The sequence below is a fragment of the Geitlerinema sp. PCC 9228 genome, assembly GCF_001870905.1.
GTDB lineage: Bacteria > Cyanobacteriota > Cyanobacteriia > Cyanobacteriales > PCC-9228 > PCC-9228.
The window spans coordinates 22,500-43,379 of sequence record NZ_LNDC01000022.1 but is presented as its reverse complement, the minus strand read 5'-3'; the positions used below and the strand labels follow the sequence as shown (position 1 = coordinate 43,379).

Below are 20,880 nucleotides of genomic sequence, written 5' to 3'. Positions count from 1 at the left end.
CGAAATGAAAGACCGCAAGCTGCGCCTGGAAGACGCCATCAACGCCACCAAAGCAGCCGTAGAAGAAGGCATTGTTCCCGGCGGTGGCACCACTCTGGCCCATCTCGCCCCCGATATGGAAACTTGGGCGAACCAAAATCTCCAAGGGGAAGAACTCACCGGAGCGAAAATTGTGGCTCGCGCCCTGTATACGCACCGCTCAAACGCATTGCGGAAAACGCCGGTCAAAACGGGTCGGTGATTGCCGAGCGGTTGAAAGAGAAAGAATTCAACATCGGCTACAATGCTGCCACCGACCAATTTGAAGATATGTTTGCCGCTGGTATTGTCGATCCGGCCAAAGTCACCCGTTCGGCGCTGCAAAATGCTGCTTCCATCGCTGGCATGGTCTTGACCACCGAGTGCATCGTGGTTGACAAACCCGAACCCAAAGACAATAAAGCTGGCGCTGGTGCTGGCGATTTTGATTACTAATTGGCTAGATTTCAGTTTTGTTTGGATTGGGTGATGCTCGCTCTAGCGTAACGAACAGCGCTGTATAGAATATTACCAAACCACCTTCTGAGCTTCGGAAGGTGGTTTTTTTTTCGTGGGCATACTCCTGCTTGAAGAAGCAGGGGGATTTCTTGGAGAAGTTTCCGCTATGGATGGTTTTTCGAGATACTAGAGAAAGATCGAAGCATTATTTGCAACGAAGGAGACCAACGTGTTGCTACCCAAGGGCTACGAAGTAGAGGTGTATACGGGGACGCCAGCGGGCGAAATTGTCGGACTTTCGCACAAAATTGTGGCGGATCTGGATCGGTTCGTGCGGGAACCCGATAGCCGCAATGTAGAGTATACGACGGCTCCCTTGTGCAGTTACGAACGCTTGCTGTGCGATTTGGTTCGCCCCCGCCAACAACTACGGGAATATTTGCACGGTTTGGGAGACTATACGCTGATTCCTGGCAGTAGTTTGTCCACTGGGGGCAGCGATCGCTTTTATCGTTCCGACCCGAACCATCCTTACCATAACTACATCGAACAAACCTACGGTACGAAGGTGGTAACGGCAAGCGTACACATCAATATTGGCATTGACGATCCGGAACTGTTGATGCGGGCGGGGCGTTTGGTTCGCATGGAAGCGCCGCTGTTTTTGGCGTTGAGTGCTTCTTCGCCATTTTTGGACGGACAGGCAACTGGGTATCATTCCACTCGCTGGCAGGTGTTTCCCCAAACACCGGATTGGGTGCCTTTGTTTGCCAGCCACAAGCATTTTATTCACTGGACGGAGGAGCAGCTGGCGTTGGGCACCATGCAAAACGTACGCCATTTGTGGTGTTCGGTGCGTCCCAATGGCGATCGCCGCCCTTACAATTTAAATCGCTTGGAGTTGAGAATTTGCGATTTGTTGGTAGATCCGCTGTCTTTGTTGGGGATTACGGCGTTGTTGGAGGCTAGATTGTTGCAGCTGATGGAGGACCCCTCGTTGGATCCGTTGGTGGTTCCGGTTGGGGAATCCCAAGAACGGGTGCAGGAAAAATTGGTGGCTTTGACTAGGGAAAATGAAGCGGCTGTCGCTAAGGATAGTTTGAATGCCCAACTGCGCCACTGGCAAGATGGTCGGGTTTTATCGGCGAAAGCGTGGATTGAAGAATTGCTCCAGCAAGTGCGACCCTTTGCTAAGGCTAAAGGCTTCCATTGTTTTCTGTCGCCGGTGAACAAAATTTTACAGGATGGCAACGAAGCCCAACAGTGGCTGCGCCTGTACGAATCCGGCATGTCGCTGCAGCAGGTCGTACAGCAAAAAATTCAGGAAATGGACCAGCAAGAACGAGACTTAGAAGATGCCCTGTGCCAAATGATGGCTGCTTAAAGATGGTTGCTGGATAAAAATCAGAATATTTTCTCGATATTCTGATTTTTTTGGCCGATAAGTAAAAATCATGGATGTTCCCTGGCAGTGGGTGCGGTAGGATGGCGATGGTCGATCGTGCAAATTCCGATCGCATCGGGATGTAGGTTGCTTTTGGGAGACTATGCCTCAAGTCGTTTTGGTGGAACCACAAATTCCTCCCAATACGGGGAGTGTCGGTCGTACTTGTGCGGCGAGCAAAACGGTGTTGCATTTGGTGGGACCATTGGGATTCGAGATTAGCGATCGCGCTCTCAAACGGGCTGGGTTGGATTACTGGCCTTATTTGCAGTGGCACTACCACCCAACGATGGCAGCGTTTGCAGCCTACCACCAAAAGCAATCCGGACGTTGGATTGGGTTTAGTACCCGCGGCAGCATGGCTTACCACGAACTGACCTACCAACCCACCGATTGGCTGTTGTTTGGCAGCGAAACGGTGGGCTTGTCCTCGGAGGTGCTGGCAACCTGCGATGTCACTGCCTACATTCCCATCGACCATCCCCAGGTGCGTAGTTTGAATTTATCGGTTAGCGTCGCCATCGGTTTGTTCGAGGCTAGGCGGCAGTTGGGCTGGCTGCCAAGGGAATAATGGTGGGATTGTGGTTATAAGAAATTTCTATCTGTTTGGAGCAACTTACGCAGCGATCGCTGAGGGGGAGGTCATGGCTGGGCTGGGGGCAAAAGCCGCACGCTGCCTCAATGCACGGGCACGACTGGAGAAGGGGCGATCGCAATCTGGGTGGGTTTTCACGTAGCCAAATTGCCCGAACGGCAGTTGTTTTTTGGTAAATTTACGGTTGTTTGGAACTTGTAAGTTTTCTAGAGTCGTATTGAGAACTGGCTCAATGGGTTGTATCTCGTGGAGAAGCGAAAGCCATACATTTGGTTGATTTGAGGGCAAAATCCTCAAAAATGCCCAGGATATCTCGCTGCCGACCGGGTCATTTCAAATTTTTCAACGTTTCTCTACAATTTTTGCTAATTAAGAACTTGTATAAATCCGCCAATCGGGGTAATCTTCCCTAAGTAAATATATTCAGTTCCCTGTCGATGATGTAGATTTCCCTCTAAAGTGATTTACATCATTGCACCTTTGGTACTCTAATGGATCGGTGGACTCCACCAGGATATCAACTCGTCGTTTGGAGGTCGTTTGTTTGAAAGGTGCGTTTGTACCTCGGAGCAAGCCGGTTCCTTTTAAAGCAATTAGCCGTGACACTATGATGGATAATTCAAGACAGGCGCTTCCGGAAAAAGATCGCAAGGTTCGCAGTCGAACCTCTGCCGCTACGCTCGGATTGGCAATTGCGATGGGCACTTCTAGCTTCATCGTCCTGCGCCAAGGGGAAAGGGTGATGGCAGCCGAACCCATCGCTGATGAGGCGTTGGGGGATGCTTCCCTAACCGACGAGCGCACCTCCTCCGAAGCTGCAGAAAAAGCAACTACCGACGTTTCCAAAAGCTCTCCGGAATTCGTTACCCACGTGGTTCAAGAGAACGAGAACCTGTGGACTCTAGCCCGCATGTACGGAACCCCCGTTCGGGCGATCGCGGAGGCTAACGACCTGCAGTTGACTGTGCTGCTACATGTGGGGCAGGAACTCAAGATTCCCCACCCGCAAAATCCCGCCCCCGAAGCAGCCAACCGTACGGTCGCTTCGGGAAAAGGCAGCCAACCACCGCAGTTTGGTACACAGACCGCCTCCCTCCAACCATGGCAAGCTGCCACCACAAACGCTTCCTCGCCAGCAACCGGGCAAGAGAGCACCAGCCAGTCCGCAGCAGCAGGTACCAGGAAAGACCACACCCAAACCACCAATACCCCGTTGTCAAGGGCAACAGCAACGCCTGAGGACAAAATCACCGGGGAAAATGGCGCGATCGCGACGGTACCAGCTCCTAGCAGCAGTAAGGCATCCCCAGAAAGCAACGGTGCCAACCCACCCATTGCTGGTGCTACCAAAAAAGCGGAAACAGACACCACCAAAGCTGCCGGCGAAAACGGAGGAACCCCCCAACTGCCGGAAGTGCCTTCCCTCTCTTCCTCCATCGACGTACCGCCGCTATCGAGGTCGTTGGTTCCACCAGCAGCAAACGAACCAGCGGACAAACAAACACCGCAGCTACCCACCCTCGCCAGTCAAACACTGCTCGATCCTCTGGCAGCAGGTGCCATCAAGCATCGGGTTCGCCCTGGGGATACCATTTATTCGCTGGCGCGTCAGTACGAGGTCTCCCGTTCGGAGATTATCGAAGCCAACCAGATCGAAAATCCCAACTTAATTGAGGTAGGGCAAGTTCTCGCCATTCCCCAACCGGTACAACCGGTATTGGAAAACGAGCCTACCATTGCATTTAACGTTGGCACCAATGGTTCCACAATTGCTCCGTTGCTCGGCGGTTCTGCCCCAGACAGCAACCAGAGCAACACGGCTGCTGTTTTGCCCGACCTGCAGCTTTCCGATTCCCTAACCGATACAGCCCCACTGGTAGGAGCAGAGGGGAGCACCATTGTGGGTGTGGATAGGCAAACCGGTTCTCTACAAATGCCCTCCAACCAAATGGTGGACAATCTGGAAGCCACCGGTTCGATAGCCTATCGTTTATCGCAAGAGTCAAACACCACAAACGAGACCTCCAAATACCAACCCTACGTCGAAGGATTGCGCGCCGAAATTTCGCGGCTGCGCGATCGCTCCCAGCAGGAAGCTGCTCCCTCTTTGGCTGCTGAGGCAACCAACACCGGCGAGACGACCTTGCCTTCCATTTTGTCCAATAGCGACGGCAACAACGGAAGCAACCAACCCGCCGCTAGCACGGAACGCCTCAATCCCGAATTTACTGCTAGAGATCGCGCTCAGGAAGGGACAGCACCAACCGCTAGCTCCTCTAATGCTGGAGACTCGGAAACGGTTGCCGTGGCACCTTTGGGTGTGGAAAACTACGCACCGATGATGCCGCCGAGAATGGTATCGCCGGAGCTGCCCCCCCTGCCCGAACCCAACCGCATGATTCCGGAAGGGGAAGCCAGCTTTAATGGCTATATTTGGCCGGCAAAAGGCGTACTTACTTCTGGCTACGGCTGGCGCTGGGGCAGAATGCACCGAGGTATTGATATTGCTGGTCCCATTGGCACGCCCATTGTGGCGGCCGCCTCTGGTGTGGTGACGGAAGCAGGTTGGAACTCCGGTGGCTACGGCAATCTCGTGGAAATTCAGCACAGCGACGGCAGTTTGACCCTTTACGCCCACAACAGTCGCATTCTGGTGGGTAAAGGCCAGCGCGTGGAACAGGGACAACAAGTGGCAGAAATGGGCAGCACTGGCTACAGCACCGGTCCCCACCTGCATTTTGAAATTCATCCCCCCGGCCAGGGAGCTGTCGATCCGCTGGCGTACTTGCCTCCCAAACGCGGCCGATAGGCGATCGCTTGTCTGTATTTTATGGATGTTGGTTTCGTTGGGAGATGGTGCCGCAACGGCCCTGTCTCCCTCCCCCGAATGCGATCGCAATTTCCCCTAAAATTTTTTCCAGATTTGCTTGGCGATCGCAAGTTGAATCTGTTATACTAGCAAAGGTGCAAAGGCAAAAGAGGTTTTTGCACGCCATCTGGCTCAGTAGCTCAGTGGTTAGAGCAGGGGACTCATAAGCCTCGTGTCGGGTGTTCAAATCACCCCTGAGCCATTAAGCTCGATCTGATTTTTAGCAAGCAACCCAAATGGGGTTGCCTCTTTTCGATCGAGTTTTTCTCGGGGAAAGCTTAGCAAATACTTTCCCGTAAAAATCTGCAGGAAATAATCAGGATATTTTTGTAGGGGCGTTTCCCAAGCTGGGGACGCAACGCGAAGCGCCCCTACCAGGAGAATGGGAAAATTCCAGAAAATCATTCTCGATCTAAAAAAAACGAAATTTTTTTTTAGATCTTTCCAAATATGGTATTTTAGTAGTAGATGCTTCTAGATAATGGGAATATGCGAAATTTTCAAATTAAAGTCACTATTCCCATTATTTAAATTATAGGTCAATCCTCCGCCAAAATCAAGCCCCAGTCATCACAAAAATTTCCCCATCCCTATCCTGCGACGATCTGAAGGAGAGGTGCGGTAGGCACCATCAGCACGGTGGGCAGCGAATGATGCGAAATTGGCACTGCCCTCCCCACAGGTATTTTTTTCTCCTCCCCCCTCCCCTAGGTCAAAGGTAATTTTCACTGTTTGGACTGGGGATTGGAGGTTTCTGAGAGGCTAAATACAAACCTTCCTAAGAGTTACTATTTTCCTCGTCCAAAGCTTTTTTCACCCGTCGGTACTCCGCTTCAATTTCTCCCAACATACCGCTGGCAGACGTGGTATTGCCAAAACGTCCCATAATTTCCATTTTTTTAGCCATTTCCGAGAGTTCAAAGGCCCCCAACGCCGCACTAGTAGATTTCAAAGAATGGGCTGCCTCGCGCAACTCTTCTGCTTGTTCCGCGCGTACGGCCTCCTGAATGCGCTGCAGTAATTGCGGGGCACTATCCAAATAAATATCAATGACCTCTTGCAAGGCATCAATTTCCTTGAGAGCTTGCAAAGTTTCCGCATCTAGAGGCATATCCTGGGATTCCGTGTCTTCCGTTGGCCAGCGATCGCTTGGTTCGCCAGAGGCAGGGGGAAGTTTTTCCAGTTCGCCGGCAGACCGTGCTAGAGGTGGATGGCTGGTTTTCTGGCTGGTAGCAGCAGGTGCCCCCCGATCGACCACCAAGGGTTCGTAGCGGCGGGGTTCGCAGCGGCGCAGGGCTTGTACCAACTCGTCAATGCGAATGGGTTTGCTAATATAATCATCCATCCCCGCCGCCATACATTCTTCGCGATCGCCCTGCATAGCATTCGCCGTCATGGCCACAATCCGAGGGCGCGAAGTGGACGACCAAATTTCGCACACCCGTCGCGTTGCCTCCAAACCATCCATCTGCGGCATTTGTACGTCCATAAACACCACATCGTAGGGCTGTCGCCGGAGGGATTCCAACACCTGCTTGCCATTTTCCGCCGTATCGACACGATAGCCCAACCGTCCCAACATTTGCACTGCCACCTTTAAATTCACCGGATGGTCTTCCGCCAGCAAAATGCGCAAAGGCAGAATTTCCGCCATTTGGGAATTAATGGGAACGGAATTGTTATAAACTTGCGGTTCGTTAGAGATAACCCCCGCACACACCTCCATCAAAACGTTATACAACTGAGATTGCTTGATGGGTTTGTTAATACAAGCACGTACCAAACCAGATTTGTTGGTTTCCGTCTCCCGAACCTGCCACAAATCCGTTAGCAAAATGGTGGGAACTTGTTGTTGCTGCAGCTGCGCCATAGCTCGGTCGCGATCGCGGTCTTCAGGCATTTGTCCGTCCCAAATCGCCACATCAAAACTCTCCGACCCCTCCAAATACTTGCAGGCATCTCGCGGCGATCGCACGGCATAGGGCACCATCCCCCAAGTTTGCAACTGTACGGAAAGCTGCTGCAACGTAGTGGGATTGTCATCGACAATCAGCGCCTGCTGTCCGGTCAGTAAAGGTTGTACCTGGGAGTGGCGTTCGCTTTGAGGAGTCGGCTGGGAAACATCCGCCGCGATCGTAAAATAAAACGTCGATCCGTGCTCGAACCCAGAACGCATCATACACGTGGTAATTTCCCCTTCCCCCGGTACCGGTTCGCTTTGCTCGAAAGCCCGGGGCGGCACGTACATGTAACCGCCACTTTCCACCCACATCATGCCCCCCATCAGCTCGCTCAAACGCTGGCTAATTGCCAATCCCAAACCAGTCCCCCCATACTTGCGCGTCGTCGAAGCATCCATCTGGCTGAAGGATTGGAACAAGCGGTGCATGCGTTCCTTGGGAATGCCAATCCCCGTATCGCGAACTGCAAACTGTACCACATATCGAGCCCCATCCGCCGCACGAGCGATCGCGGTTTCCCCATCACCACCAGCCGCAGCCGCATCGGTGGGTTTTGTCTCCGCAGAACGGGCCCAAACCGAAAGCACCACTTCTCCCGAATCAGTAAACTTCACCGCATTGCTAAGCAAATTCATCAAAATCTGCCGCACTCGGGTAACATCCCCCACCAACATCCGCGGTACCTGCGGGTCGATAAAATACGCCAGCTCGATCTGTTTTTGTGCCGCTTTCGACGCCAGCAAGTCCAAAGACGCTTCCACGCAGACCTGCAAATCAAAAGGTTGCTCGTCCAGGTCCAACTTGCCGCATTCAATTTTCGAGAAATCCAGAATGTCGTTGATAATCGCCAGCAACGCCTCGCCACTGGAACGAATGGTAGAGACAAAGTCCTGCTGCTCGTTGGTCAAAGGCGTATCCAGCAGCAAACTGGTCATGCCAATGACGGAATTCATGGGAGTACGCAGCTCGTGACTCATCGTCGCCAAAAATTCGCTTTTGGCTTGGGTGGCTGCCAAAGCTTGGTCGCGGGCTCTGGCCAAATCCTCCGCCGTTTGCTGGCGTTCCAACTCGCCGCCAATCCACTGCGCCATCAGCTGCAACAGTTCCCGGTCCACCGCGCGAAATGGTTCCTCTCGCCCCACGGTACTGGCAAAGCTCAGGGTGCCGTAGATTTCTTCCGCAACGATGACCGGGGTGCCGATGTAGGCTTTCACGTCGATTTTGGGATGCCGGCGCTCGGGCAACCCTGACAACCGTACCGATTCAAAGTAAATGGTTTCCTTGGCGTGGATGGTTTCGGTACAGTAGGTGTCCGCCAGGGAAAAGACTTCCCCTTCGCAAATGGCGTTGTGGGGGGATTGGGCGGCAAGGACTTCGTAGCGATTGCCTTCTACTTTGGATAGGACGGCTACGTTCATACCAAAACTGCGGCGACCCATGGCCAGCAAACCCTGCAGCTGTTGCTCAAAAGTGAGTTGGTGGGAAGAAGTGATGCGGTATAAGTTGCGAATGGAGGCTTCGCTTTCTCGCAGGTCTTGTTCGACTTGTTTGCGTTCGGTGATATCCCGGGAAACGGAAACGATTTCCTGTACTTCTTGGGTTTGAGGATTGCGCACCGTGCGGCTACTGGTTTCAAACCAAACGTAGCGATTATCTTTGTGGCGAATACGATAGGTGATGGTAGCGGTGACCGGCGCTTCCATGACGGTGGAATAGGACTGGCTGAGAAGGCTCCAGTCTTGTGGGTGGACGAATTCGTATACCGAGCGCCCTTGCAGTTCTTCCGATTCGTATCCCAGCAGAGAATAGGAGGCGGGGGAGGCGTACAGAAAGATGCCTTGGGGGGTTTGACGGGCAATTAAATCGGTGGAGTTTTCCGCCATTAGACGGTAGCGTTCTTCGCTGGTTTGCTGTTCTTTTTGGGAGTTTTCTAGCGCCGCCAGCATGGTGTTGATGGTTTCTGCTAGGCGGTCGAGTTCGTTGTTGCCGGTGACCGCCACCCGTTCCGATAGGTTGCCACTACCCGCAACTTGCAGTACTTTGCGGCTCAAACCGGCTACTGGGGAGAGGACAAATCGTTCCACCACTGAGAGGGTGAGGGCACCAAAGGAGAGGCCAACACCGACTAGGAGTAAGGAAAAGTAATGCAGGCTATTGAGACCTTGTTCGTAGATGAAGCGGGGGGTGTCCACGCGCAGAATCCAAGCCGGGCGATCGCGCAAATCGGCAATGGCTACGTATCCGGCTACCCGTTCGTCACTGTCTTCGGGGTTGGGGGTGGGGAGGGAACAAATGGGAATGCTGTCGGGATTGGCGGTGAAGTTGGTGGCGGTGGGAATGTCTCGGGTCGTGTCGCAGCTTTCTGGGATGAGTTGGCGGCGCTGTTCGTACGGTTGCAGGGTCAGGGAAAGTTGGGTGAGATCCGCGAGGCGGTCGAGTTCTTCTGGGTTGAGATAGCGCCCCACCAGTAAGGTACCGGCGATGGGACCGGTGACGTCGCTGGTGACAATGGGACGAGAAGCCAGCATGAGTGGGGGGCGATCGCCCAACCGAACCAAACCGGCAATTTCACTATCTAACGCTTCGTGTTGCCGTAGGGGTTGTTTTTGAGCTAAGTAGGGCTGTAAACCGGATTTTTGGACAAATTCCGTTTGATAAACAGCTTTTTTGCGGGTAGTAGTGTCTTGGCGAGCTTCCCCCTGGGCAGTGCCTTTTTGAAAAACAATATTGCCTTCTCGGTCTAGGATGGCTACCAGGTTGAGATGCAAATAGGTAAAGGTACTATCCACAAAGTTTGATTTGATGTATTCTGGCGTTGGATTTTGGACAAACTGGTAGGTAGCATCCCACTCGGAGTAATCTTGGGCAATGGTGTTGAGACGGGAGAGTTCGTTCGATAGGGTATCTAGCGCCCGCACGACATCTTGGCGGATGTATTGTGCTTCCAGTTTTTGAAAATTCCGTAGCAAATGCAACTCGGATACGGCGTACAAAACCGCATTTAGACATAAAATGGCGATACCGACTATCAATAAAGTTTTTCTCCGCAGTTTCATGGTGATGCCCTACAATGGCGCTGTGAGAAGGAAAGATGGAGTGCAATGCTTGCCTGTAGATTGGGAACGGCGAGCCCAGGCGATCGCAGATCGTAGCTCCCCTACTTCCCTCTCCCCATGGCTTTTGCTCGTTTTCCAGACGGCGCGCCAGATATCCTCATTCTGGTTTAGTGTTCCCGAAGGGAGGCCCGTCAATTGCAGTCCTAGAGGAAATTCGCCTTTGAAAGAACCCCAATGTGGAAAACGATTCATAGGGACGGGAGGGAAAATCGTTGTATACCCGGTACAAAGCTAGTTTATCTTGCCTTTTGGGTGTTAGGGGAGCTTCCCAACCAAAATAACCAGAATCTCCTGGTTTTCCCTAGAAAGGGAGGAATGGCGATTGCCGGCTGCTGTTTGTACCTGCTCTCCACCCATGGAAAAATCTGGCAAAATTGAAATACGTTTGCTATCCAATGGCGATCGCGAGGGTAGCAGCTCTAGGGTGGTTGGTTTCATTTTCCATTATTGAGAAGAATCTGGCCGGATTCAGCAATCATCTGGAAATTCCCTACCAAATTGTTCCCCATACTGCGCTTTCAAACGGGCGATCGCTATCGAGATATCTATCAAGTGGGTTTTCAAAGCAAAAACTATGCCAAAAAAAACCGATGACCCGGCTTTACCCAACAACCTCCCACCCACCATCCAGCGCGTAATTCCTTGGTTTCAAAAGGTAGGCTGGATTGGCTTTTGGGCACAGGTCGTGCTTGGGGTGGTGGCTGCTGTCATCTTTCTGTTTGTGCTGCTGTTTGGTTCCTCTGAGGGAAATGGCAACACTCAAGGGAGCAATGGCACCCTACCCGGGCTCTTTTTAGCCGTTGTGGGTCTTTTGTTTCTCGGATTGAGCATCTTTTGGTCGTTTCGCTATACGCGCTTGGCTCGCCAGCTAGCCACCGCCGATAGCAGCAGCCGCCCCACCAAAGCGGATACCATTCAACTGCTACGGCGCGGACTGTACGTGAATTTAATCGGCATGGGGGTTTCCCTGATGGGGGCTGAGTCAATTACCGGTATCTTATTTTTTAAGTCTTTGCGATCGCAAACAGCCGGTTTCATCAACCCGCGGCGAATTAACGATCTGATCGAACCCTTAGATATCTATGTGGTGCTAGCCAATACCCATACAATCGTAGCCCACTTTATCGGCTTGGTGGCTGCTTTGCTCTTGCTATCGGTCATCACCCGCGAATAGAAGCGAGCCCCCTAGGGAAGCAACACCAAATTATCCCGATGCACCACTGTATCAGCCCCCTGGTAGCCCAAAATGGCAGGCACTTCCTCGGAACGACAGCCTTGAATTTGTTGCAATTCCCAACTGCTGTAATTTACCAATCCCCGGGCAATTTCGCAGCCGTCGTGGTTATGAATTTGCACCGCTTCTGACTGCATAAATCGACCGTCTACTTTGGTAATGCCCGCCGCCAGTAGCGATTTTCCTAATTGGCAAATAGCTTTAGTAGCCCCAGCATCTAAATAGAGTTTGCCTTTGGGAACCAAACCGTAGGCAATCCAGCGTTTGCGGGCGCTACTGGGAGCAGCGTGCGGTTCGAATCGGGTGCCAATGGCTTCTCCTTGCAGGATTCTAGGAATATTTTCCGGGATTTTGCCGTCGGCGATCGCTGCTCGTACACCACTGCCGGTGGCAATTCTGGCCGCTTCAATTTTGGTGCTCATACCACCAGTGCCCCAACCGCTGCGGGAATCGCTGGCTTTTACCTGCAATTGTTGCAACTCTTGCAAGTCCTCCACCACATAGATGGGTTTGGCATTGGGATCGGCATTGGGATCGGCCGAGTACAGCTGCGCCACATCGGTCAAAATAAACAACCAATCCGCTTCGATTAAGTTGGCCACCAACGCCGAAAGCGTGTCGTTATCCCCCACGCTCAGCTCTTCCACAGCAATGGTATCGTTTTCGTTGACGACGGGAATCACCCCCAAATTCAAAAGTTCGCTAAAGGTATTACTCGCGTTCACATAAGACTGGCGCTGCACAAAATCGCTGCGGGTGAGCAATACCTGGGCAATGGGCTGTTGTAAGCTAGTAAACAGATCGTCATAAACGCGCATTAACCTTCCTTGCCCCACCGCCGCCACCGCTTGTTTGAGGGCAATTTGACGGGGACGCTCCTGCAAATCCAAGCGGGCGCAGCCAACACCGACAGCGCCGGAGGAAACCATAACCACCCGATGGCCTGCCCGCCGCAAGCGCGTTAGCGTTTCCACCAAGCGTGCAATGGTAGAGAGGGCTAAATCTCCAGTTTCGGTATTCGTGAGACTAGAGGTACCGATTTTGACAACAATGGTTTGAGACATGAAAGCAATTTGGCTAAGCTCAAAAGGGCAATTGTTTGCAAGGGTCGATTTTAGCGGTTTTCTTTTCCCCGAGCATACCCAGCAATTTTCGGTCGATCTTGCCCGATGGAGAGAAAATTTTCGCTGCTATTTCCTAGATGGCGATCGCTACCTGCTATGGTTGTAAAAGAATTCCATCCTTTTCCCATCTCGGGCTCTCGCAACCCATCACCCCAGAGAATTCCCCAGGCAGGACGCCCCTTTTGCTGGGAACTTATTGATTCTACCAACAACTGCGATCGCGATCGCTACGAGCACGCCATAAGGAGAAAAAGTTATGCAAGTCGTTTGGGAATATGGCAGCAACCATGCGGACAACCGGAACAACTTTGACACAATTCGCCAGTGGTGGCAATCCCTAGAGGGCAAAGAGGTTACCTGGCAGCAACGGGTTCTTCCCACCAGTCGCAACCTCGAAGACATTGACTGGGAACGCCAACGATTTGACGAAACCCTGGTCCTGGCCCAACCACAAATTCGCGGCATTACCCTCTACTGGCAAAAAACCGGCGACAACCAGGAAAAAAACACCACCCCAAGAAAATTAATTTTAGATACCAAAAAACAGCAACTGTACGTCTATCCCCAATCCCAAGAAAACTTGGTGGTGCGCGTAGCCATTCCCCAAGTTCCCTACCAAACCTATCAAATGAACAATCCCGAATGCGAGGGGTCAGTGGTTAGCGGTCGTTACCTGCTAACCTTGCGAGACTCCGAACAGCTGTTGGAGGTAAAAGTTACCCTAGAAGCAGATGCCCTTTACCAACTAAAACAACAACTGCCGTAGCTGAATAGGGGGGTCTTGTCAGTTCCTGCTAGCGGCGGAGGTGGGCCAACTCACACCCCCATCTTGTCTTTTTTCCCAACCCCTTCTCATCGTCCAATTTTATCGAGCCGATCTATGCGTCCAGCGGTTTATATTGCTATTACCAACCATGGCTTCGGTCATGCCGTACGCGCTGCCTCGGTGGCCGCGCAAATCCAAAAACAGAATCCCGAAATTTTGCTCATTTTTGCCACCAAAGCCCCGCGCTGGTTGCTAGCTTCTTATGTAGGGGAAGACTTTATTTACCGTCCCCGGGCTTTTGATGTGGGGGTCGTGCAAGCGGATGCCTTACAAATGGACCGGGAAGCCACCCTAACGGCTTGGCAAGAAATTCGCCGGCGTCAAAACCAGATAATTGCTTCCGAGGTGGATTTTTTACGCTTAAACCGGGTGGGATTGATTCTAGCCGATATTCCACCTTTGGTCGCTCCCATGGCGAAAGCCGCCGGCATTCCCTGTTGGATGATGGGCAATTTCGGTTGGGATTTTATTTACCGTCCTTGGGGAGGTGCCTTTGCCGACCTGGCGGATTGGATTGGGGAATGTTTCGCACAATGCGATCGCTTGTTTCGCCTGCCTTTTCACGAACCCATGAGTGCTTTTCCCCACATCACCGACACTGGCTTGACGGGGGGAACCCCGCACTATCCGGCAGAAGTCTTGCGCCAAGCGTTCAACATTACCGCTCCGGTGGAAAAAACCGTATTGTTGAGTTTTGGCGGATTGGGTTTACAAAAAATTCCCTACGCTAACCTCACCCAGTTTCCCGATTGGCAATTTATTACCTTTGACCCGCAAGCGCCCCAACTGCCCAATTTACTGTCTGTTTCCGCTCAAGAAATTCCCGATTTGCCAGTGTTGGGAGGTAACGAAGCCAAACTGCTGCGACCGGTGGATTTTATGCCTCTATGCGCTCGCGTGGTCTCTAAACCGGGATACAGTACTTTTGCGGAAGCCATGCGCCTGCAAGTTCCCGTGGTGTCTTTGCAGCGGGAAGGGTTTGCCGAATCGCCTCTGTTGTTGCAAGCATTGCGGCAACACGCTTACCATCAAATTGTTTCCCCAGATGAATTTATGTACGGTGGGTGGGAGTTCTTGCGCCAGCCCTTGTCGGCACCAGAATCGGCTGCATCGGTGCCCACTAACGGGTCGGAAGCGATCGCCTCCCAGGTGGTTCGCTACTTGCTAAAGGTTCCTCCTCCTTCCACCGTCGCTCGCGAACAACGCCCATAAAATCGTATATTGCTCGATAAGGCATCCTGGAAAGGATATCGTCTATGACTTATCAAACTAAAAATCTCACCCCAACCACTTACCACCACCAAGAAGTTTTACAAATTCCTACGCGAGGTAAACCCCTTACCAAAATAACCTCACAAATCGAGCCCATTGTGCGGGATTCAGGTATTCAAACTGGTCTTTGTACGGTCTTTTTATGCCATACCTCCGCCAGTTTGCTGATTCAAGAAAACGCCGACCCGGATGTATTGCGAGATTTGGAAGCGTTCTTTGCTGACTTGGTCCCGGAAAGCCGCTCTTACTACCATACCACCGAAGGTCCTGACGACATGCCCGCTCACATTCGCACGGCTTTAACCCATACCAGCGAGCAAATTCCCGTGGTACGAGGGAGATTGGCCTTGGGCACCTGGCAAGGGATTTATATTTGGGAACACAGACAGCGATCGCAAACGCGCCAGCTGGTCGTTCACCTAAGCGGTAACGCTTAACCCTTCACCAGCGTCTAATTTTGCGTTTGGGATGTTTTCCTGGTTTCCTCCGGGGAAGCTTGGGCGCGATCGCCGGTGGCGTTGTAACCATTGTTAACTAGCAAAGGCAACCCAATCGTCACCGTCGTTCCTTGATTTTTCCCCGGACTTTCCAAAACAATTCTGCCCCCCATCAGCTCCACCAAATTGCGTGAAATCGCCAGTCCCAATCCCGTACCGCCGTGGCTGCGCGTAGTCGAACCATCGACCATCACAAAAGGTTGAAAGAGCTGGCTTTGCAAGTTGGGGTCAATACCAATCCCAGTATCTTGAATGGTAACCAAAACTTGAAATTTACTATTTGTCTCGCTTCCCAACTTCTTCACTTCCGTAGAAATCGTAATACTACCCTTTTCAGTAAATTTAATCGCATTATTGATAATATTAAAAAATATTTGCTGCAATCGCGAAGGATCGGCTTTGACCTGAAGTTTCTGGGAAGATTTTTGCTCGTATAGTTGCAATCCCTTTTCTTGAATATGGTTTTTTTGAGATTCTACAGCTTCGTCTAAAACCTCTTGTAAATTAACCGATTGCAAATGAATAGAAAGCTTTCCTGCTTCAATTTTCGCCAAATCCAGCAAATCGCTAATTAAATCCAACAAGTGAATCGCCGCTTCGTCTGCTTCTATTAAAAAGCCCATTTCCTCCTCGCGATCGTCACAAAATCCATCGCGAATCAAACGAATCGAACCGATAATTGCATTGAGCGGCGTTCTCAGTTCGTGGGAAATATTAGCCAAAAACTCGTTTTTCAAGCGATTGGCTACCTTAGCTTCGTGCCAAGCAGCATTCAACTCCTCAGCCCAAGTTTTGAGCCGGTCAACCATGGTATTGAGTGCTTCTGCCAATTGGTTGAATTCCCGCACCCGAAAATTGTTGGGAACTGGCTCGGTGGTAGTATGGCACTGCACGTTAAGAGCATATTCTCCAAGCCGTTCCAGCGGACGAGCGAGCAATCGCGGTGCCAAATACAAAGTTACTAAGAAATTGGCAGCCAGCAGCCCCAACAGCAACACCCCATAAACCTGACGCAGTTCGTTCAAACCAGAAAGCGCAAAATCCAAGCGCGTCACCGCCAAAACTACCCACTTTTTTTCGGGATTGACCGGGCTTTCAATGGCTGTGTAGCCAGCAATGAGTTCTTTATTATTGCGGTCAAATTGATACAAATGAACAAAATGTTCCCTGCCCGATAAAGCACCATTGACAATACTTCGCAATCGCTCGGAATCTGCTTGCTGGGCAATATTTTTGCCTACTCGCGAGGGATCGTTGGGATGCTCTAAAATGGTGCCATCTTCGTTAATGAGAACCGTATATCCCGTTAGCGAGCCAGGTTCTTCTTGAGAAGGTTCGTTGGGTCTGAGGGGAATAACAGCACGTAGAATATACTGCAATTGTTGGTTGGAAGATGCGCCGGGTTCGGGAACAACGTAGACAGGAGCGTTGAGGACTACCCCCATTTCTTGGTTGGTTTCTTGGGATGAGGTAGTGTGGTTTTTCGGTATGGGTAGGGGAACGAGGCTGGTACGAATGGTAGAGGCATCTAGTTCTGTGTTTGGCGGTTTTTGGGGCCAGATTTGGCTAGGAAAGAGTGCAGAGGTTTCTAGGTCTAAATTTTGGCAAGTACTGGCTAGGGGGGTTTGGCTGGCAATATCGATGGCTTGCAGGCAGCGAATATTTTTAGGGGCAGCCTTTTGTAGCTCTTGCAGGAAGTTTTTCAGTTCTTCTGGAGAATTCTCTTGGCTGCCAATCCGGGAACTGGCAAGCAGCAAGTTTTCTTTGAGGAAACCAAAAGATCGCTGTACGCTGTCTCCTTTACGAACCGCACTTTCCTTAAGATTTTGGCGAGCTGTCTCTAGCAAACTAGAACGAGCTTTGCGGTGGGTGACGCTCAATCCCACGAGCAAAGTCGGTATGCTCAGCAATAAAATGACCCCTAGAAGAATACTGCGAAAAGAGGCCTGACCTAACCTAGCCATAGAAAGCTCATCTGAAAACGAAAGATAGAAAACGACATACGGATAGATCCGGAAGCAACTCCAACAAGAAGGAACAACGTACCGATTTCGTTAAGAAAAATTTTACCTTTGCAATTTTGTCTACGCACCTACCCAATTTGCGGACCATAGATGCCGATGTCGTGCCAATGTTGACAGGGGGTGCCTGAGGACCGCAGAAACGATTGCGAGCAATTCACCACCGGTACTACCAATCGTTAGTTTAGCTTTAATGCTAATGGATTTGGCAGCCTTGATGTATTACTTTACTTGGTAGCTAGCAAGCGGGCGATGGGTTGCTGGCGATACAACCTGGTTTTGTCAGTATAACTACAGGCGGTCCCTTTGGGATCGGGACTTAGTGGGCAGTGCTATCGGTAGCGCTATCTTAATTTCTGAGTGGGGGAGAAATGCAAAAATCGCCAACATGCTGGGGTTGGGGTAGCTGGTTGGCGGACTAACGGGATTTTTTAGAAGTCGATTGGTCAGTGACGACCCACCACCACAAGGGATGTTTGCTGCCTTTGGCTTGAATTTGGCGGACGGTTTTTTCCATGCGTTTTTGTTCCTGTTTGGGGATGCCTAGCAGGATGTTGCGGCTTTGCCAAATTAAAACGGAAACGGTGGTGCCAATGCACAGTGCTAAGCCTACCGCCGGCAAGCGATTGTAAGCCAAGCCGTAGCGCAGGGCTACCCAGGTCCAATAGTCCAACCACAGGGCAATTTCTTCGCGCAGTTGGAACAAACTCCAAACGCCTACTGTGGACCACAGGAAGACCACGAACAGCCAGCGCAGGTATACTTTGAGGCGATGCAGCCGTTGAATTTGAGTTTGGATGGTGCGATCGCGGGAGGGTTGCCAACGGGAATCGCTGTCATTGGTTTCTAAGTTCATCGCCAAGGGAAGGAGAAAGACAATTCAGCAAATCAACCAGCCCAACAGCCGCCAATCGGGGGATTGTGTTTATTTGGAAGCCGTTGACGTGGCATCGCTACCGCCAGATGAATCGGCAAATTTGGGGTCGGTGAGAGGTTTGCCCGTGCGCTGACGCCACCATTCCAGCAGAGAACCGGCAATGAAAATACTGGAGTAGGCACCGCTGATAAAGCCTACAATTAAAGCCAGGGCAAAATCTTTGAGGGTTTCGCCGCCAAAGAGCAAAATGGCTACCAAGCTCAACAAGCTGGTGAGGGTGGTGTTAATGGAACGGGTGAGGGTTTCGTTGACGGCGCTGTCTACCAAGCTGGCAATGCTCTCGTTGGGGTTGCGTTGGGATTTTTCGCGGATGCGGTCGTAGATAACCACCGTATCGTTAACAGAAAAACCGATAATTGTCAACAGGGCCACCAAAAACAAGCTATCGATTTCCAGCCCGGCGACCAACCCGAGAACGGAGAAAACCCCTAGGGTTACCAAAACATCGTGAAATAGCGCCACAATAGCAAAGAGGGCGTAGTCAAACTGGAAGCGGATGCTGACATACAGAATAATGCCTGCCAGGGCGACCAGCAGCGAGAGCAATCCAGCCACAAAAATCTGACGGCCGATGGTGGGTCCGACCGTATCGATGCGAATCTGGCTGCGGTCGAATTCGCCAATTTCGGCTGAGAGGGCATCGATGAGTTGGGTGCGCTTTTGGGTATCGAGGACTTTGCTGCGGATGGACAAACCGTTCCTTTCTTCTCCCACCACTTGGATGCTGCTGTTTTCCAGTCCCTGTTCGGCGACCACTTGGCGCACCTGGCCGATTTGAATGGGGCGATCGCAGTTGTTGGGGAGAGTGCAATCCAGCTCCAGCTGCAGACGCGTTCCCCCTACAAAATCCAATCCCGGTTTTAAGGGATATCCCAGGGAGAAGAAGGAAACAATCGCGGAAATCAGACCAATGAGAATCACCGTGGCGGAAACCGTCCACCATCGCGATCGCTGTTTTGTGACGCTAAATTTCATATGGATTACCTGACAACACGTACTCGTTGGTTGGCCGACGGTCGCAAATTAGGATTTTTCCCCGGCGCGATCGACCATTCTGGGGGCTTTGGCCATTTTCGGAGCGTTGGGATCAAACAGTTCCCGACGGCGAAACTGGGGAAAAGAAATGGTAAAAAACAACAGGGTGCGGCTGCAGGTCAGCGCCGTGAACATACTAATCAACACCCCAATCCCCAGGGTTAGGGCAAATCCTTTCACAAACCCCGTACCAAACCAGAACAAAGCCCCACAAGCAATCAAGGTGGTGACGTTGCTGTCCAAAATACTGGTAAAGGCCCGATAAAAGCCCGATTCTACCGAACGATACAGGCTTTTGCCAGCGCGCATTTCTTCCCGGGTACGCTCGAAAATCAGGACGTTGGCGTCTACCGCCATACCAATACTGAGAATAAATCCAGCAATCCCCGGTAAGGTGATGGTCACGCCCACAAAGGCGTAGCTGGCGAGGGTCAAAATGGCGTAAATCACCAGCGCCACATCGGCGAGCGCGCCGGCCAGGCGGTAGTAAAATACCATAAACACCAGCACCAGCACCAAACCGCCACAGGCAGCATAAATACTGCGGCGGACGCTATCGCGCCCCAAGGTAGCGCCTACGGTCCGGTTTTCTACGATTTCTACGGGGACGGGCAGGGCACCGCCTTTGAGCTGAATAGCCAGGTTGTTGGCTTCCTGAGCATCGAAATTCCCCGTAATTTCTGCACCGCCACCGGTGATGCCAGTTTCGGCAAATTCGGCTCGGACCACCGGCGCGCTTAACAGGCGATTGTCTAGGAAAATCCCGATGGTGCGTCCGGTTCCGGCGATATCTTTGGAGAGTTCTGCAAAGCGATCGCCCCCTTCGCTGTCAAACCGCAGGTTAACACTCCAACTACCCCCTTGCCGGGGCGGATTGGCAAAGGCATCTTCCAAATATTTTCCGGTCAATCCCGTGCGTTCGAAGAGCTGGGGAAATTGTTCTTGCACGTTTTGCAGCTGTTGTTGCGTTTCGGCCAGCGCTTGTTGCAACTGCTCGTCTGCTTGCTCGAAGGTGGATTGCCCCTGAAGCTGCGATCGCAAAGCGTCCAATTGCTGGCGTAGCTGTTGCCTTTGTGCCAAAAGCTGTTGCAACTGTTGGGAGGTTCCCGGTTTTTGTTTGCGGAAATCTAACTGGGCGGTCCCTCCCAAAACCCGTTCGGCTTGGGCTGGATCGCTGACCCCAGGCAACTGCACCACGATCTGCTGTTGGTTTTCAATGCGTTGAATCAGCGGTTCCGAAACCCCCAACCCATTGACGCGATTGCGGATCACGCTTTCGGTCGCTTCCATAACCTCAGGGGTAATTTTGCGAACCTCTTCGCTGGGTTGTACCTGGATGGTCAGCTGCGCGCCACCGCGCAAGTCCAGTCCCAACGGTAGGGGGAACCGAAACAGAACGGTGATGGCGGAAAAGACCAATACCACAATTAAAAGCAAAAGCGATCGCTGTCTTTGCATGGGAGTTAACCTAT

Annotated in this window: 16 protein-coding genes, 1 tRNA gene and 1 pseudogene; 9 read left to right on the top strand and 9 right to left on the bottom strand. The window is 51.8% G+C overall.

Annotated features, from left to right (window positions below; all coding sequences use genetic code 11):
• From AS151_RS20485 to AS151_RS01890, 3 genes and pseudogenes are all read left to right on the top strand, one after another.
• A pseudogene (locus tag AS151_RS20485) lies at positions 1 to 474 on the top strand (TCP-1/cpn60 chaperonin family protein); the annotation flags it as partial.
• A gap of 232 nt (positions 475 to 706) precedes the next feature.
• Positions 707 to 1,861, top strand: coding sequence for a glutamate--cysteine ligase (gene gshA, locus AS151_RS01895; RefSeq protein WP_071515380.1), 1,155 nt, complete (start codon positions 707 to 709; stop codon positions 1,859 to 1,861).
• A 163-nt stretch (positions 1,862 to 2,024) separates the two neighbouring features.
• Positions 2,025 to 2,492, top strand: a complete 468-nt coding sequence (locus AS151_RS01890; RefSeq protein WP_071515379.1) for a tRNA (cytidine(34)-2'-O)-methyltransferase — start codon at positions 2,025 to 2,027, stop codon at positions 2,490 to 2,492.
• A gap of 45 nt (positions 2,493 to 2,537) precedes the next feature.
• Here the strand turns inward: AS151_RS01890 and AS151_RS21180 are convergent, their stop codons facing one another.
• Positions 2,538 to 2,804, bottom strand: a complete 267-nt coding sequence (locus tag AS151_RS21180) for a hypothetical protein (protein ID WP_139240441.1) — start codon at positions 2,802 to 2,804, stop codon at positions 2,538 to 2,540.
• A 319-nt stretch (positions 2,805 to 3,123) separates the two neighbouring features.
• Here AS151_RS21180 and AS151_RS01885 point away from each other — a divergent pair, with 319 nt between their 5' ends.
• Positions 3,124 to 5,325: a peptidoglycan DD-metalloendopeptidase family protein gene (locus AS151_RS01885; protein ID WP_071515378.1), complete on the top strand. Its 2,202-nt coding sequence runs from the start codon at positions 3,124 to 3,126 to the stop codon at positions 5,323 to 5,325.
• A gap of 189 nt (positions 5,326 to 5,514) precedes the next feature.
• Positions 5,515 to 5,587 (top strand) — tRNA-Met (locus AS151_RS01880).
• 576 nt (positions 5,588 to 6,163) lie between these two features.
• On the opposite strand, the gene AS151_RS01875 is transcribed toward AS151_RS01880, so the two are convergent.
• Positions 6,164 to 10,402, bottom strand: a complete 4,239-nt coding sequence (locus AS151_RS01875) for a response regulator (RefSeq protein WP_071515377.1) — start codon at positions 10,400 to 10,402, stop codon at positions 6,164 to 6,166.
• Positions 10,403 to 10,717: 315 nt separating this feature from the next.
• Positions 10,718 to 10,900 (bottom strand): hypothetical protein, encoded by a 183-nt coding sequence (locus AS151_RS01870; protein WP_071515376.1) that lies wholly within the window; start codon positions 10,898 to 10,900, stop codon positions 10,718 to 10,720.
• Positions 10,901 to 11,036: 136 nt separating this feature from the next.
• Here AS151_RS01870 and AS151_RS01865 point away from each other — a divergent pair, with 136 nt between their 5' ends.
• Entirely contained in the window at positions 11,037 to 11,636 is a 600-nt protein-coding gene (locus tag AS151_RS01865; RefSeq protein ID WP_071515375.1) for a DUF3611 family protein, read from the top strand.
• 11 nt (positions 11,637 to 11,647) lie between these two features.
• Here AS151_RS01865 and proB read toward each other — a convergent pair whose 3' ends face one another.
• Positions 11,648 to 12,760: a glutamate 5-kinase gene (gene proB / locus AS151_RS01860; protein WP_071515374.1), complete on the bottom strand. Its 1,113-nt coding sequence runs from the start codon at positions 12,758 to 12,760 to the stop codon at positions 11,648 to 11,650.
• Positions 12,761 to 12,810: 50 nt separating this feature from the next.
• The gene (locus tag AS151_RS22410; protein WP_211517490.1) at positions 12,811 to 13,029 is read right to left on the bottom strand and encodes a hypothetical protein; all 219 of its coding nucleotides are present in this window, start codon (positions 13,027 to 13,029) and stop codon (positions 12,811 to 12,813) included.
• Positions 13,030 to 13,076: 47 nt separating this feature from the next.
• On the opposite strand from AS151_RS22410, the gene AS151_RS01855 reads away from it, so the two are divergent.
• The 3 genes from AS151_RS01855 to AS151_RS01845 all read left to right on the top strand — a co-directional run bounded on the left by AS151_RS01855 (position 13,077) and on the right by AS151_RS01845 (position 15,355).
• Complete coding sequence (locus tag AS151_RS01855) at positions 13,077 to 13,586, top strand: hypothetical protein (RefSeq protein WP_071515373.1); 510 nt, start codon at positions 13,077 to 13,079, stop codon at positions 13,584 to 13,586.
• Between the two features lie 114 nt (positions 13,587 to 13,700).
• Entirely contained in the window at positions 13,701 to 14,858 is a 1,158-nt protein-coding gene (locus AS151_RS01850) for a glycosyl transferase (protein ID WP_071515372.1), read from the top strand.
• 44 nt (positions 14,859 to 14,902) lie between these two features.
• Positions 14,903 to 15,355 (top strand): secondary thiamine-phosphate synthase enzyme YjbQ, encoded by a 453-nt coding sequence (locus AS151_RS01845; protein WP_071515371.1) that lies wholly within the window; start codon positions 14,903 to 14,905, stop codon positions 15,353 to 15,355.
• Between the two features lie 14 nt (positions 15,356 to 15,369).
• Here the strand turns inward: AS151_RS01845 and AS151_RS01840 are convergent, their stop codons facing one another.
• The 4 genes from AS151_RS01840 to secD form a co-directional block, all read right to left on the bottom strand.
• A complete protein-coding gene (locus tag AS151_RS01840; protein ID WP_071515370.1) occupies positions 15,370 to 17,379 on the bottom strand; it encodes an ATP-binding protein in 2,010 nt (669 codons plus the stop codon).
• A 475-nt stretch (positions 17,380 to 17,854) separates the two neighbouring features.
• Entirely contained in the window at positions 17,855 to 18,292 is a 438-nt protein-coding gene (locus tag AS151_RS01835) for a hypothetical protein (RefSeq protein WP_071515369.1), read from the bottom strand.
• Positions 18,293 to 18,361: 69 nt separating this feature from the next.
• Positions 18,362 to 19,348: a protein translocase subunit SecF gene (secF, locus tag AS151_RS01830; RefSeq protein ID WP_071515368.1), complete on the bottom strand. Its 987-nt coding sequence runs from the start codon at positions 19,346 to 19,348 to the stop codon at positions 18,362 to 18,364.
• A 48-nt stretch (positions 19,349 to 19,396) separates the two neighbouring features.
• Entirely contained in the window at positions 19,397 to 20,866 is a 1,470-nt protein-coding gene (secD, locus tag AS151_RS01825; protein ID WP_071515367.1) for a protein translocase subunit SecD, read from the bottom strand.
• Between the last annotated feature and the right edge of the window lie 14 nt (positions 20,867 to 20,880).

Excerpts from the sequence above, each read along its gene's own strand:
- proB (WP_071515374.1), bottom strand. The coding sequence starts at position 12,760 with ATGTCTCAAACCATTGTTGTCAAAATCGGTACCTCTAGTCTCACGAAT.
- AS151_RS01850 (WP_071515372.1), top strand. The coding sequence starts at position 13,701 with ATGCGTCCAGCGGTTTATATTGCTATTACCAACCATGGCTTCGGTCAT.
- AS151_RS01840 (WP_071515370.1), bottom strand. The coding sequence starts at position 17,379 with ATGGCTAGGTTAGGTCAGGCCTCTTTTCGCAGTATTCTTCTAGGGGTC.
- AS151_RS01885 (WP_071515378.1), top strand. The coding sequence starts at position 3,124 with ATGATGGATAATTCAAGACAGGCGCTTCCGGAAAAAGATCGCAAGGTT.
- AS151_RS01845 (WP_071515371.1), top strand. The coding sequence starts at position 14,903 with ATGACTTATCAAACTAAAAATCTCACCCCAACCACTTACCACCACCAA.
- AS151_RS01890 (WP_071515379.1), top strand. The coding sequence starts at position 2,025 with ATGCCTCAAGTCGTTTTGGTGGAACCACAAATTCCTCCCAATACGGGG.
- secF (WP_071515368.1), bottom strand. The coding sequence starts at position 19,348 with ATGAAATTTAGCGTCACAAAACAGCGATCGCGATGGTGGACGGTTTCC.
- AS151_RS01835 (WP_071515369.1), bottom strand. The coding sequence starts at position 18,292 with ATGAACTTAGAAACCAATGACAGCGATTCCCGTTGGCAACCCTCCCGC.
- AS151_RS01865 (WP_071515375.1), top strand. The coding sequence starts at position 11,037 with ATGCCAAAAAAAACCGATGACCCGGCTTTACCCAACAACCTCCCACCC.
- secD (WP_071515367.1), bottom strand. The coding sequence starts at position 20,866 with ATGCAAAGACAGCGATCGCTTTTGCTTTTAATTGTGGTATTGGTCTTT.
- AS151_RS01870 (WP_071515376.1), bottom strand. The coding sequence starts at position 10,900 with ATGAAACCAACCACCCTAGAGCTGCTACCCTCGCGATCGCCATTGGAT.
- AS151_RS01855 (WP_071515373.1), top strand. The coding sequence starts at position 13,077 with ATGCAAGTCGTTTGGGAATATGGCAGCAACCATGCGGACAACCGGAAC.
- AS151_RS01875 (WP_071515377.1), bottom strand. The coding sequence starts at position 10,402 with ATGAAACTGCGGAGAAAAACTTTATTGATAGTCGGTATCGCCATTTTA.